General features: G+C 64.1%; 11 protein-coding genes and 4 tRNA genes. 1 reads left to right on the top strand and 14 read right to left on the bottom strand.

Going from position 1 to position 13822, the window contains the following annotated elements; genetic code table 11:
* Positions 1–135 precede the first annotated feature (135 nt).
* From rplA to N4261_RS02920, 9 genes are all read right to left on the bottom strand, one after another.
* Positions 136–843, bottom strand: a complete 708-nt coding sequence (rplA, locus tag N4261_RS02960) for a 50S ribosomal protein L1 (protein ID WP_261758745.1) — start codon at positions 841–843, stop codon at positions 136–138.
* A 1-nt stretch (position 844) separates the two neighbouring features.
* Positions 845–1276 carry a 50S ribosomal protein L11 gene (gene rplK / locus N4261_RS02955; RefSeq protein WP_199596317.1) on the bottom strand — a complete coding sequence of 144 codons (432 nt, stop codon included), beginning with the start codon at positions 1274–1276 and terminating at the stop codon, positions 845–847.
* A 220-nt stretch (positions 1277–1496) separates the two neighbouring features.
* On the bottom strand, positions 1497–2081 hold the full coding sequence (gene nusG / locus N4261_RS02950) for a transcription termination/antitermination protein NusG (protein ID WP_261758744.1): 585 nt from the start codon (positions 2079–2081) through the stop codon (positions 1497–1499).
* A 24-nt stretch (positions 2082–2105) separates the two neighbouring features.
* Positions 2106–2489 carry a preprotein translocase subunit SecE gene (secE, locus tag N4261_RS02945; RefSeq protein WP_261758743.1) on the bottom strand — a complete coding sequence of 128 codons (384 nt, stop codon included), beginning with the start codon at positions 2487–2489 and terminating at the stop codon, positions 2106–2108.
* Positions 2490–2633: 144 nt separating this feature from the next.
* Positions 2634–2709: transfer RNA gene (locus N4261_RS02940), tRNA-Trp, on the bottom strand.
* A 16-nt stretch (positions 2710–2725) separates the two neighbouring features.
* Positions 2726–3916 carry an elongation factor Tu gene (tuf, locus tag N4261_RS02935; RefSeq protein WP_261758742.1) on the bottom strand — a complete coding sequence of 397 codons (1191 nt, stop codon included), beginning with the start codon at positions 3914–3916 and terminating at the stop codon, positions 2726–2728.
* Positions 3917–3963: 47 nt separating this feature from the next.
* Positions 3964–4038 (bottom strand) — tRNA-Thr (locus N4261_RS02930).
* Between the two features lie 69 nt (positions 4039–4107).
* A tRNA-Gly gene (locus tag N4261_RS02925) sits at positions 4108–4181 on the bottom strand.
* 78 nt (positions 4182–4259) lie between these two features.
* A tRNA-Tyr gene (locus N4261_RS02920) sits at positions 4260–4345 on the bottom strand.
* 507 nt (positions 4346–4852) lie between these two features.
* On the opposite strand from N4261_RS02920, the gene N4261_RS02915 reads away from it, so the two are divergent.
* Positions 4853–7510: a TonB-dependent receptor gene (locus N4261_RS02915; protein WP_261758741.1), complete on the top strand. Its 2658-nt coding sequence runs from the start codon at positions 4853–4855 to the stop codon at positions 7508–7510.
* A 230-nt stretch (positions 7511–7740) separates the two neighbouring features.
* Here the strand turns inward: N4261_RS02915 and N4261_RS02910 are convergent, their stop codons facing one another.
* From N4261_RS02910 to nagZ, 5 genes are all read right to left on the bottom strand, one after another.
* Complete coding sequence (locus N4261_RS02910) at positions 7741–8448, bottom strand: DUF6445 family protein (protein ID WP_261758740.1); 708 nt, start codon at positions 8446–8448, stop codon at positions 7741–7743.
* Positions 8449–8559: 111 nt separating this feature from the next.
* Positions 8560–9633 (bottom strand): acyltransferase family protein, encoded by a 1074-nt coding sequence (locus N4261_RS02905; protein WP_261758739.1) that lies wholly within the window; start codon positions 9631–9633, stop codon positions 8560–8562.
* A gap of 29 nt (positions 9634–9662) precedes the next feature.
* Positions 9663–10508, bottom strand: a complete 846-nt coding sequence (locus tag N4261_RS02900) for a glycoside hydrolase family 16 protein (protein WP_261758738.1) — start codon at positions 10506–10508, stop codon at positions 9663–9665.
* 263 nt (positions 10509–10771) lie between these two features.
* On the bottom strand, positions 10772–12079 hold the full coding sequence (locus tag N4261_RS02895) for an MFS transporter (RefSeq protein WP_261758737.1): 1308 nt from the start codon (positions 12077–12079) through the stop codon (positions 10772–10774).
* A gap of 195 nt (positions 12080–12274) precedes the next feature.
* Positions 12275–13756: a beta-N-acetylhexosaminidase gene (gene nagZ, locus N4261_RS02890; RefSeq protein WP_261758736.1), complete on the bottom strand. Its 1482-nt coding sequence runs from the start codon at positions 13754–13756 to the stop codon at positions 12275–12277.
* Positions 13757–13822: the final 66 nt, after the last annotated feature.

Genomic DNA, 13822 nt, shown 5'->3' with positions numbered 1-13822 from the left:
TGGAAGCGCCAAGCCAGCCAGCCGGCAGAAGAAGGCCCGCAAGGACAGACTTCCATCGAGCCTCAGCCCACCAATTCATCAGCGCAACGCCAGACTCGCGTCGCACCTCATTTGAGTTCAGCCGGAGGCAGAGTCTTAGGCGGCTGCCGTGGCATTGACCGTTGCGACGTCCACACGAGCACCCACGCCCATGGTCGACGACACAGCGATCTTGCGCAGGTAGATGCCCTTGCTCGACGCCGGCTTGGCCTTGTTCAGGGCCTCGATCAGCGCGCGCAGATTGCCTTCCAGCTTGTCGGTGTCGAACGAACGACGGCCGATCGTGCCGTGGATGATGCCGGCCTTGTCAACGCGGAACTGGACTTGACCAGCCTTCGCGTTCTTGACAGCGGTGGCGACGTCCGGGGTCACGGTGCCGACCTTCGGGTTCGGCATCAGGCCACGCGGGCCCAGGATCTGACCCAGGGTACCGACAACACGCATGGTGTCGGGCGAGGCGATCACGACGTCGAAGGGCATGTCGCCCGCCTTGACGCGCTCAGCCAGGTCTTCCATACCGACGACGTCAGCACCAGCGGCACGGGCTTCTTCAGCCTTGGCACCTTGGGCGAACACGGCGACACGGGTGGTCTTGCCGATGCCGTTGGGCATCACGACCGCGCCACGAACCACTTGATCCGACTTCTTCGCATCGACGCCCAGTTGAATGGACACATCGATGGCTTCATCGAACTTGGCGGTTGCGCAGTCCTTGACCAGGTTCAGCGCATCGCTCAGCGGATACAGCTTGGTCGACTCGACCTTGCCCTGAAGGGCTTTTTGACGCTTGGTCAGCTTGGCCATGTCAGACACCCTCCACGATGATGCCCATCGAACGGGCAGAGCCAGCGATGGTGCGAACGGCAGCGTCCATGTCGGCGGCCGTCAGGTCTTTTTGCTTGGTCTTGGCGATCTCTTCCAGCTGGGCACGGGTCAGTTTGCCGACCTTGTCCAGATGGGGACGCTGCGAACCCTTGTCGATCTTCGCTGCCTTCTTGATCAGCACGGTCGCCGGAGGCGACTTGATCACGAAGGTGAAGCTCTTGTCCGCGAAGGCGGTGATCACGACCGGCAACTTGAGGCCCGGCTCATAGCTCTGCGTTTGGGCGTTGAACGCCTTGCAGAATTCCATGATGTTCAGACCACGCTGACCCAGCGCGGGACCGACCGGAGGCGACGGATTCGCCTTGCCAGCCGGGATTTGCAGCTTGATGAAGCCGATAATCTTCTTGGCCATACTTTCTCCTGAAAGCGATGCAACGGCCTCGCCGCATCACCTGAGTGCCAGCGCAAGGGGCTCGGACGCGAGTCCTTACCCTTGCTCCTCTTGTCCGCCTCTCGTTGCGGACTGGTTACGGAGAGCTTTGTGACTCGCGCCACCGAGCGCTCTCACACTCGTGTTTCACTGTCCGGAAAGACCAAAGGCGGCATACGCCGCCAAATGGCCCCTCAGCAGATCAGACCTTTTCGACCTGGGCGAAGTCAAGCTCCACCGGCGTCGCACGACCGAAGATCGTGACCGACACGCGCAGCTTCGACTTGTCGTAGTTGACTTCCTCGATGCTGCCGTTGAAGTCGGTGAACGGACCTTCCTTGACACGGACGATCTCGCCAACCACCCACTCCACCTTCGGGCGCGGCTTGTCCACACCTTCTTGCATCTGGTTGACGATCTTCATGACCTCGGCTTCCGAAATCGGAGCCGGGCGATTCTTGGCGCCACCGACAAAGCCAGTCACCTTCGAGGTGTGCTTCACCAAGTGCCAGGTGTCGTCTTCCATCACCATCTCGACCAAGACGTAGCCAGGGAAGAAGCGACGTTCGGTCACGGCCTTCTTGCCGTTCTTCAACTCAACGACTTCCTCGGTCGGCACCAGGATGCGACCGAACTTGTCTTGCATGCCGGCGCGATCAATGCGCTCGCGCAGATTGCGCTCGACAGCCTTCTCCATGCCGGAATAGGCATGCACCACATACCAGCGCTTGGGCAGGCCTGCGGGGGCGGTCGACTCGGTCGCAACGACGTTTTGATCTTCGCTCATCTCGGTCCTATCTGTTGCCGCTGCTCAGCGCTTCCAACCCAGGATCAGGTCGTACAGCACCCATTCCAGCGTCTTGTCGGTGAGCCAAAGGAAGAGCGCCATCACCACCACGAATGCGAAGACATACAGCGTCATCTGGGTGGCTTCCTTGCGGGTCGGCCAGACGACCTTCTTCACTTCCTTGATCGAATCCTGACCATAGGCGATCAGCGACTTGCCGGACTCCGAGGTGAAGAACGCACCGGCCGATGCGACCAGCAGCGCCAGCAGTGCGCCCCATTGGACCCACGGACCTTGCTTACTCAGTGCATAGAACGCCACGAGCGCCGCCACCAACAGCAGCACGGCGCCGGCCAACTTGGCCTTGTCGGCGCCCGTCGTCACTGTTTCGACTTGAGGATTGGACATTGAACTCACTTCCCAGCCGCATCATCTGCGGCGGCATTTGTTCGACTGGAACAGCTCCAGCGAACCCACCAGCAGCAAAGCCCGCCGAGATAACTCCCGCGGGCTTGGCTTGACCACTAGAACCAGCGTTCGATCAACGTTCGCTGGCAGGGGCAGAGGGTCTCGAACCCCCAACCTTCGGTTTTGGAGACCGACGCTCTGCCAATTGAGCTATGCCCCTGTGGTCTCTAACTAAATTACTCGATGATCGTCGCCACGACGCCCGAGCCGACGGTGCGACCGCCTTCACGGATAGCGAAGCGCAGACCTTCTTCCATGGCGATCGGAGCGATCAGCTTCACGGTGATGCTGACGTTGTCGCCAGGCATGACCATTTCCTTGTCCTTCGGCAGCTCCACGGCACCGGTCACGTCCGTGGTACGGAAGTAGAACTGGGGACGGTAGTTGTTGAAGAACGGGGTGTGACGGCCGCCTTCTTCCTTGCTCAGAACATAGATCTCAGCAGTGAAGTGGGTGTGCGGCTTGATCGAGCCGGGCTTGGCCAGCACTTGGCCGCGCTCGACGTCTTCACGCTTGGTGCCGCGCAGCAGGATGCCCACGTTGTCGCCCGCTTGACCTTGGTCCAGCAGCTTGCGGAACATTTCCACGCCGGTCACGGTGGTCTTCTGAACATCGCGGATGCCGACGATTTCGATTTCTTCGCCGACCTTGATGATGCCGCGCTCGACGCGACCGGTCACCACGGTGCCACGACCAGAGATCGAGAACACGTCTTCCACCGGCAGCAGGAACGCGCCGTCCACAGCACGCTCAGGCGTGGGGATGTACGAGTCCAGCGCATCGGCCAGCGCCATGATCGCGCCTTCGCCCAGCTCGCCCTTGTCGCCTTCCAGCGCCAGCTTGGCCGAACCCTTGATGATCGGGGTGTCGTCGCCAGGGAAGTCGTACTTGCTCAGCAGCTCGCGGACTTCCATTTCCACCAGCTCCAGCAGCTCGGCGTCGTCCACCATGTCGCACTTGTTCAGGAAGACGATGATGTACTTCACACCGACCTGACGTGCCAGCAGGATGTGCTCGCGGGTCTGGGGCATCGGGCCGTCAGCGGCCGAGCACACCAGGATCGCGCCGTCCATCTGCGCCGCACCGGTGATCATGTTCTTCACATAGTCAGCGTGTCCGGGGCAGTCCACGTGGGCGTAGTGGCGGTTGGCCGTCTCGTATTCCACGTGTGCGGTATTGATCGTGATGCCGCGCGCCTTTTCTTCCGGGGCCGCATCGATCTGGTCGTAGGCCTTCGCTTCGCCGCCGAACTTCGCAGCCAGCACGGTCGCGATCGCAGCCGTCAGCGTGGTCTTGCCATGGTCAACGTGACCAATCGTGCCCACGTTCACGTGCGGCTTGGTACGTTCAAACTTGCCTTTTGCCATCTTGCGCTCCTGGCGATCAGATCAAGAAACGGGATACAGAAAAGAGGTGGTGCCCATGACGCGGATCGAACGCGTGACCTCTCCCTTACCAAGGGAGTGCTCTACCACTGAGCCACATGGGCATCGACACAGGATTGATGACGTTATCAGCAAACCTGTGTCGATTTCTCGACAACACCTTCAACTTCCGTTGGAGCGGGAAACGGGAATCGAACCCGTGTCATTAGCTTGGAAGGCTAAGGTTCTACCATTGAACTACTCCCGCCCGGGAGTTTTCCAATCTCAACAACCGCTCCGACTGCGAAGCGGATCACCGCTCCGAGCCATCGCATTTGTTTCGCCTTGGTGGAGGAGGCTGGATTCGAACCAGCGTACGCGTTAGCGGGCAGATTTACAGTCTGCTGCCTTTAACCACTCGGCCACCCCTCCGAGGCGAGCCCACGACTATAGCAGCGTTCATTCGCCACGCAAACACTTTTTGCAGGCAATTGATGAGGCGTGCGAGTTTCGTGCATCGCACCTACATCCTCTATCACGCCGAATTGCCTGAACTCATGAATCGCTGACCGTTTCGCAGCAACCAGCCCACCCCCACCAACCGACACCATGCCCGCCAAGTAGCCGCCTTTCGCTAATACCAATTAGCGACCAAGTCGCCACACGCGCTCCCCACCTCGACCGCACACGCCTTCTCGCAGCGAAAACCGCCAGACACCGCTGTCCATCGCGGTCGTGAGCCTGCCACAGCAGGGAAAACACGGCCCTTGAACTGGTAGCAAAGTGGCACTACCGGCCGTTATAGTGGCATGGCATTGGTTGTATTAGAGGTGTATTCGGGGGCGCCGGCGGAATGCCACTCTGGGATGGGTGTCGTGATTCGGGTGCCAAGTCTTCATCCTGGCCGTCCAGATCCATCGGCCACTCGAGGAGCAGTTCATGAAGGTCAACAAGACCCCAATCGCGGCAGCCGTGACGCTGACGCTGATGAGCGCAGCGTTCGCCGTCCATGCGCAACAGGCGGAACAAGCCGCCAAACCGGCCGACAGCACGCAACTGGAACAGGTGGTGGTCACCGGGATCCGTGCATCGCTGCAGTCCGCCGCCGCCATCAAGAAAAATGCCAGCGCCACGGTCGACGCCGTCTCCGCCGAAGACGTGGGCAAGCTGCCCGACTCGGACGTGGGTCAGGCGCTGGGTCGCATTCCTGGCATTTCGGTGGGGCGGGACTTCGGCGTGGGCGCGTCGGTGTCCATCCGCGGCACCGATCCGCAGATGACCTACACCACGCTGAACGGCCAATCCGTCGCCTCAACCGGCTGGTATGACCAGAAGGCCATCGACCGCTCGTTCAACTATTCCCTGCTCCCCTCCGAGCTCATCGGCGGCATGGAGGTCTACAAGACTTCCCAGGCCGACCTGACCGAAGGCGGCATCGGCGGCACGGTGATCGTGAAGACCCGCAAGCCGTTGGACATGGACCCCAATGCCGCGTTCTTCAGCGTGAAGAGCGGCAAGGGCACCGTCAGCAAGGACTGGAACAAGGAGGTCTCAGGCCTGTACAGCTGGCGCGACAGCAGCAAGATGTTCGGCGTGCTGGTGGCAGGCGCACTCGAAAAGGGTGACTACATGCGCCGCGGCATTGAGGCCGACGGTCGCTGGTCGGGCGACGTGACACCGGGCACCTTCGTGCAGGAGCGCGAGCGCAAGGCGCTGAACGTCAGCCTGCAGGCCCGCCCGGCGCAAGGCGTCGACCTGGGCTTGACCTACACCCGCCTGGAATACGACGCCGACGCGTCCAACACCACGCATTACCTGTTCACGCTGCAGGACCCAGGCAAGGGTTACGCCAACACCAACGCCTGCGTCCAACCGAATCCGGATCCGGCGCTGCTGTGCCAGAAGACCAGCATTGACGCTGCCAACGCGACCAGCACCTTCCTGCAGACCTGGGCCCGCGCGGCCAAGATGACCTCGGACACCCTGGTGCTTGACGGCTCGTTCAAGGGCAACGGCTTCAAGGTCGAAGGCGTCGCCGGCACCACGAAGGCCGACGGCGGCACCTCGCTGACCACCAACTACAGCTACCTCGGATGGGGCAACGCCCCCGGCCTGCCGAAGTGGTACGGCACGACCGACGCCACCGGCAAGACCGTGTCGATCAATCCGGGGCATGACATGACGGTCGGACTGGGCAACCTGCCCGCCACCTCGTCGCCGGAGTCCTGGGCCACCGCGCGCGGCCCCAACAAGGACAAGGAAGACTACGCACAGGCCGATGTCACCATCGACATGGACTGGAACTTCCTGACCGCCTTCAAGGCCGGCGTCCGGGCCACCAAGCACACTTTCACCAAGGACGAGTACCGCCCCACCTTCGTGACCACGCCGGTGACCGCGTCCACCGACAGCCTGTTCAGCGGCACCATCCCGATGGGCACCCCGGGCTGGAGCGTGCCCAAGCCCAATCTGGGCGCCATGTTCGCGCTGGCCAATGCCAACGTGGCCAGCTGGATCCAATCCCGCGGCGGCTACGGACAGATCGAGGAGAAGAACACCTCGCTGTACGGCATGTTCAACTTCGAGAAGGACGCGCTGCACGGCAACTTCGGCCTGCGCTACATCCGCACCAAGGCGAGCAACGAGGCCTACATCTTCGACGGCACGCCGCTGGCCACCGGCGACGTGGCACAGAACATCGGCTGGAGCACCAACAAGCAACGCAACAGCGCGTCCTACAACGACGTCCTGCCGAGCCTGAACCTGGTGTATGACCTCAACCGCAACACCTTGCTGCGCCTGGCTGCCTCCAAGGCGATCACCCGCCCGAACTACGACAACATGTTCGCCGGTGCCACCCAGGGATGGCAGGACGGGGTGAACAACAACGAGACGGTCAACTACGGCTCACCCAGCCTGAAGCCGATGTCGTCCAAGCAGTTCGACCTGGGCATCGAGTACTACTACGGCCGTGGCAATCTGGTCTCGGCCAGCTACTTCCACAAGACGATCGACAACTTCATCACCACCGACACGCTGATCAATCAGAAGATCGGCCTGGTCAGCCCGGACACGAACGTCGACAACTGGACGGTGAATCGCTACATCAATGCCGGCGGCGGCAAGATCAACGGCATCGAGACCCAGATCAACCATGCTTTCAACAACGGCTTCGGCGTGGTGGCGAACTACACCTACACCGATGCCAAGGCACCGGCGACCAGCTACCAGGACGAGCTGAATGTCTTCACGCTGTCCTCCAAGCACAACGTGAACCTTGTGGGCTACTGGGAAGACCAGGTCTACTCCGCGCGTCTGGCCTACAACTGGCGCTCGAAGTACATGGTTCGCGAGACCGGCTACTACGGCAACCGCATGCATGACGACTACGGCACGCTGGACCTGAGCATGGGCTGGAACATCACGCCCAAGCTGCGCCTGTCCTTCGACGCGATCAACCTGCTGAAGGAAGACGACGTCCAGTACGGCGCGGCGGCTTCGGGCACCACGCTGCGGCAGTCGCTCAAGGGCGGCTATCCCGCCTGGTCCTTCATGGGTGAAACGACCTACCGTGTCGGCCTGAGCGCGAAGTTCTGAGCAAGCGTTCCTGAACGCGTCATTCGGGGCCGAAGCCTCGAGCAAAGCCCGGCACCACGCCGGGCTTTTTCGTTTCGGACGGCAAGCCGGAACGCACCCGGCATCCGCATCCTCAGCGCCCTCACCTGCCCCTTCGGACCGATCGACGTCGAGCGCCTGCAGCCGCCCCCAGGCGCAAAAAAGCCCGGTCGAATGCCGGGCTGAATTCACTGCGGCAGCGGTTGTGCGCGTCAGAAGTCGACGAAGGTGTTCACCGTCAGGCGCCCGCGTCGTGGATCGTCTCGAATGCTCATTCCGGGATTGATGCAGGCGGTGTGCAACAGCCCGCCGCTATAGACCACCAGCCGATTGAAACGCGCGGGCACCATGCCCAGGAACTGGAAGTGCTGGTCGGAGTCATCGAAGTAACGCGGCGGAGGCGGCCGTCGTTCGATCTCGGCGCGATAGGCCTGCGCGTAGCGATCCTTGGTCTGCGGCGTGATCTGCTGCAGCCCGGTCGCGATGTGGCGATAGAAGCCGGTCCCGCCATGCTCCGCACCGCAGAGATACAGCAGCGCCGCCATGTGATGCGGCGTGCTGGAATCGAAATGCGGCGTGCGCTGAAGCGGCCCCAACGAAGCCGGCGCCACCGTGGTCAACGAGAACATGCAGGGCGTCTTGCGCAACGGCAACGCCTCATCGACCCCGAAATTCAGCTTGATCAGCGGATCCAGCAGCGCCCCCAGCGCCTGTGAATAGGCAGACGGTGCGGTCGCGCGCATGCCGGGGTAGCCCTTACCCTCCGCTACGCCGGGGCAGGTCTCGAACGGACTGGCGCAGGCGGCCTCCACCAGCGCCTGCGGATCTTCCAGGAAATCGTCAATCAGCAGCACCTGGTGCTCGCCGATCTGCAATGACTGGACATCGGGCGGCATCCGGATGGAGAACGATGAACTCATGACCAGAACCTGTCGCGGTGATTCGAGTGGACGGGAGGAGCGCCTGCGGGCCTCATCGACAGGCGTCGACGGCCACATTGTCAGCGCGGCAATGCAGGACGTCTTGCAGGTTCACACCTTGATGTAGATCCGACGCGCATCCATCAGACGCACCACCGCCCACCACACCCCGACGAAGACCAGCGCAAACGCAAGCGACCGCCCCTCGGGCCCCACGATCGACGCCAGCCAGCCGAAGCCGTGCGCATAGAGCGGCGCCATCCCACCGGATCCCTCCAGGACCACGGTGCAGATCCACGCGCCGGCATAGGCGGCAATCGCATTCACCCCAAAACTGCGGAACAGCGCCGGCCAGCCGCGGGCATCGATCAATGCATGCGCGAGCCACAGCGCCATCGCGGCCAGCCCGCCGGTCCACAGCACAAACGCGGGCGTCCACAGGTTCTTGTTGATCGGCATGAGGCCCGACGCATCCAGGCCCCAGCCCATCGATGCCGACACCGCCGCAAGGATCGCGAGCTGGCGCAAGTCGCCTTGACGCAACGCCTCCCCGCATCGCCAGCCCAGCAAGGTGGTGGCCAGCGCACCGAGGGTCGACACGATGCCCTCCGGATCGTGCCCCAGCCCCGTCACCGGATCCCATTCATAGCCATGCGGGCCCAACAGCCAGGCATCGACCCGACTGGCGATATTGCTCGCCTTGTCCAGTGGACCGCCCCACAGCAGCAGCGCGCCATAGCCGACCAGCAGCAGCGCCAACCACGCCCACTGGCCGCGTGCACGCCAGTGCAGGGCGATCAACCCCACCAAGCCAAAGCACAGCCCGATGCGCTGAAGCACGCCGGGGATGCGGAAGGCCGGACGGTCCAACACCCACCAGGCCAGCGCATGCAGCGCCACGCCGAGCAACAGAATGCGCAGGGCACGGACGACCACGGTGCGTCGCAAGCCGGTGGCGTGGCCGGTCTCCATCCGCGCGCCCATCGCCAAGGACAGCGACACGCCCACGATGAACAGGAAGAACGGAAACACCAGATCGGTCGGCGTCCAACCGTGCCAAGCGGCGTGCTCCAACGGTGCGTAGACGTGACCCCAATCGCCGGGGTTGTTGACCAGCAGCATCGCCGCAACCGCCAGGCCGCGGAGCGCATCCACCGACGCAAGGCGTTTGGGCATCGAGCTCATGAATTCTTCTTCCTCAGACCGCAGCGCGCTCACACGTCGCAGCGGCTCTCCAACGCCGGCTGTGCGGGCGGCACGGCGTCGAGCCTCGTCACACCGGTTGTGCGCCATTGCGTCACCTGCGCCTCGACCTGGGCCGGCGTGAGGACCACATCCTTTGCATGCAGCACCCAGTCGACATCCTGTTCATACACCCGAGGGGCGCCGCCCTGCGGCAGCGGCCCATTCGGCGAGAACCACAGGTTGAAGTTGATCGACATCGGCACCACCGGATAGTTGCGCCCGCCATGCTCGCTGATCGGCCGACCGTCCAGGAACCACCGGGTCCGGCCGTCCGCCACCTGGATCACCAGCGTGTGCCAGTCCCGCCCCGCGGCACCCAATGCGCCAAATTCCTCATGCTGCTGGTTGTAAGCCAGCCAGGGATCCAGCCGCACCGTCTGCCAGGTGATGCCGTAAAGCCGCGTCTTGTCGCTGCCCCAGCCGCCGTTCGGCAGGTATTCCCAGTCCAGCTCACTGAACTCCGGATCAAAGTCGAATCGCAGCGGGCTCACCGCATAGAAGGTCTGGATGACCGGATCTCCGTCCGCACCCGACACCGGTTGATCGCTGAAGCGCACCCGCGCCGCATAGGTGCCGGCCAGATATTTGCGCTGATGGCAGAGTTGCACCTGCGTCGTGCCGGCGCCCGTGCCGTCGGTGGCCGCACGCAGGCGAAGCCAGCGTTGGCCGCGATGCCGAGGGTCGTCCACCAGGCTCACGCCTTCGACTGACCAGCGTGCGCCGGCAATGCCTGGATGGCCTGCCGCCGTGCGGGCCGTCCATCCCTGCCGCCAGAGCGCAGCCGTGTCGGTGTAGTCAAAGTCGTCGAAGAACATGGGCGCGGCCTGCGCCTGGGCCTGCGCAGGCGCGATCGCGGGCGCACTCGACGCCGCCGTCGAACGGCCCGAAGTCGCAGTCGCAGTCGCAGTCGAAGTCGAAGTCGAAGTCGAAGTCGCAGTCGCAGTCGAAGTCGAAGTCGAAGTCGAAGTCGACTCTGCAGCAGTTGCCGCTGCGGCCCACGCTGACGCGCCACCCATCGCTGCCGCCAGGGCGAGGCCAACCGCACCCACGACCGCACGCGCGGTGAATCGGTCGCTCCTCATGGCGCGCTTTTCACCACATCCTGCTCAGCGACGTCGGCAGTCTGCGACGGCGCAGCAGCACCGGGCAGCCGCACAAACAGCAAGAGCAGGAACGCCGGCACGCCGCAGGCGATGGTCCACAGGAAGAAGCGCTCATAGCCCATGGCGATCTGGATGTCGCCGCTGATGGTCTTCGAGAAGATGAAGCCCAGCTGCATCACGCCCGAGCCCAGCGCGTAGTGCGCGGTCTGGTACTTGCCCGGTGCCACCGCCTGCATGATGTAGAGGATCATCCCGACGAAGCCGAAGCCATAGCCGAACATCTCCACCGCCACGGCGCCGCCCACATGCCACAGGTCGTGCGGCAGGGTGGTGGCGAGGTAGTAGAAGGTCACATTGGGCACCGCCATCGCAACGATCAGCACCGGCATGGCCCGGCGCAGGCTGAGCCAACTGGTGAAATAGCCGCCCAGGATGCTGCCCAGCAAAAAGGCACCGGTCCCGACCGTGCCGTAGATGCCACCAACCTGCTCGGTGCTCAGCCCCAGGCCGCCCTTGTCGCGCGCCTCGATCAGGAACAGCGGGCCGATGGTCTGCACCTGGCCTTCAGCGAAGCGGAACATCATGATGAACAGGATGGCCATGCCGATGCCCGGCTTGCGCAGGAAGTCCTCGATCACCGCCCGCAGCGTCTTCCACACCCCCGAGGCGGTGAGGTCGGCATGATCGGTATTGAGCGCGCCGGGCAAGGCATAGGCGTTGTAGGCCGCCAGCACGAACAGCAGCACCGCCAGCAGGCCGAAGATCACCGACCAGGCGTTCATCACGCCCATCGCCCGCTCCAGATGGCCGGCCAGCACCAGCAACCCACCCAGCGTCAGGAACTTGGACGCATTGAAGAACGCGCCCTGCCAGCCGGCATAGGCCGCCTGCTGCTTGTCGTCCAGCGAGGCCATGTAGAGCCCGTCGCAGGCAATGTCATGGGTGGCCGACGAATAGGCCAGCAGGAACAGCACGCCGATGCTGGCGGCAAACCACATCGGCAGCTGCAGTGCCAGCACCATCAGTGCCAGCCCCGCCGCGCCGGTGAACTGCATCGACACCACGATCAGCTTCTTGCTGCGGGCCAGCTCCAGGAAGGGGCTCCACAGCGGCTTGAAGGCCCAGGCCAGTCCGAGCACGCCGGTCCAGCGCGCGATCTGGTCATTCGGCACCCCCATGTTCTTGAACATCAGCCCCGCGATCAACATGACCACGAAGAATTGCATGCCCTGCACAAAGTAGAGGCTGGGCACCCAGCGGATCGGCGAACGCGGGGAGGTCATGGTGGGGTCCTCGTCTCGAAAGTGGGTGGCGTGGTCGGGGGCGTGCTCAGGGTCGGACTCGGCATCGGCGTGATGGACCGCTCGTCCGCAGCCGCATCCGGCCGACGTCGAGGGGCGAGGCACAACGGCACCGCCGCACGCCGCGCCGGGGCGACGATGCGGGAGACCGACAGTGCGCCGAGGTGCACGTCCGTCTCAGTTCAGCGTCACGGGCGACTGGCCGGCGGCCGGTGCAGCGCCCTGTAGCCAGCCCTTGAGCGCCGCCAGCGCGCCATCGGCATAGCCCCAGCTCACCACCGTCGGCGCCGCCACATCCAGCGCCTGGAACGGATTCCACAGCACCAGATGCAAGTCCGGTGTCCACCGCCGGGCCTGCTCGCCGTAGCGCGCCCGGTGGGTGGACACCACGATGTTGAGCCGCCCATCCGATGGCAGCGAAGTCCAGTCCAGCGCGGCAATGTCGTGCAGCGCCACGAACTCGACATCCCGATGGCCGTCGAACAGCGCGCGGGCCTGCGCACCGGTCGGGCCCGCCTCGGACACGCCGTCGGTCGGCACCAGGTCCTGCACCAGCACCCGCAGCGGCTGATCCAGGCCCGGGGGAAGCGCGCCGCGCAAGGCGCTCAGCCCGGCAGCCCAGGCGCGGCGCATCAGCGCGTCGTCCGCGTCGCGCTGGGCGCCTTGGTAATCGTCGAATCGCACCGGATAAGCCCGCGCCATGCGGTCCAGACGCGCTGCCGACTGCCGCACCCGCTCCGCGGTCAGCGCGCCACTGCCCAGCGCCTCATGAAGCGCCTGGATCGACTGCGCCTGCTCGTCCAGCGAGCCTTGGGCCAGGATCATGTCCGCACCGGCGTTGATGGCCAGCACGGCGGCCTTTGCATAGCCGTAGCGTTCGGCGATCGCCTTCATCATCAGGGCGTCGGTGATGACCACGCCGTCGTAGCCCCATTCCTCCCGCAGGATGCCGCCCAGGATGCGGCGCGACAGCGTTGCCGGATACGCCGGATCGATCTTCGGATAGACGATGTGGGCCGTCATCATCGACGGCGCCAGATCGCGCAAGGCCTTGAACGGACGCAGCTCCAGCGCGTTCAATTGCTCGCGGGTCTTGTCGACCGTGGGCAAGTCCAGATGGGAGTCGACATGGGTGTCGCCATGGCCCGGGAAATGCTTGATGCAGCAGGCCACGCCCGCCGCGAGCGAGCCGCGCATCCAGGCGCCGGCCAGCCGGGTCACGGTCTCGGCGGTCTCGCCGAAACTGCGCTCGGCAATGACCGGATTGGCGGCGTTGTTGTTGATGTCGGTGACCGGCGCAAAGTTCCAGTTGATGCCGATGCCGCGCAAGCCCTGCGCCACCGCAGCACCCACCGATTCGGCCAAGGCCTCATCGCCGGCGGCGCCCAGCGCCATCGCGGATGGGGCCTGCGGCAGGAAGGTGGCACGCACCACCGATCCGCCCTCCTGATCCAGGCCGATCAGCGCATCCGGGCCCATCGCCTCGCGCAGGTCGCGTGTCAGTTGCCGGACCTCGGCTTCGGTGCCGAGGTTCTTGCGGAACAGGCAGACCGCCCGGATCTGATGGTCTCGGATGAAGGCGGCGGTGGCCGCGTCCAGGGTCTTGCCCTGGATGTCCACCATCACCAGGCGACCGGGGTGAATACTCGACTCGTTCATCTCAACTCTCTTCCGGCACACCGGCCGCGTTGATCCCGCTGTGCCGCGGGTCCGGCTTACAGACGC

This window comes from Roseateles amylovorans (genome assembly GCF_025398155.2).
In the GTDB taxonomy this organism is placed as follows: Bacteria; Pseudomonadota; Gammaproteobacteria; order Burkholderiales; family Burkholderiaceae_C; genus Roseateles; species Roseateles amylovorans.
Note: the sequence above shows the minus strand (reverse complement) of the source record. Positions and strands in the feature narration are given on the sequence as shown.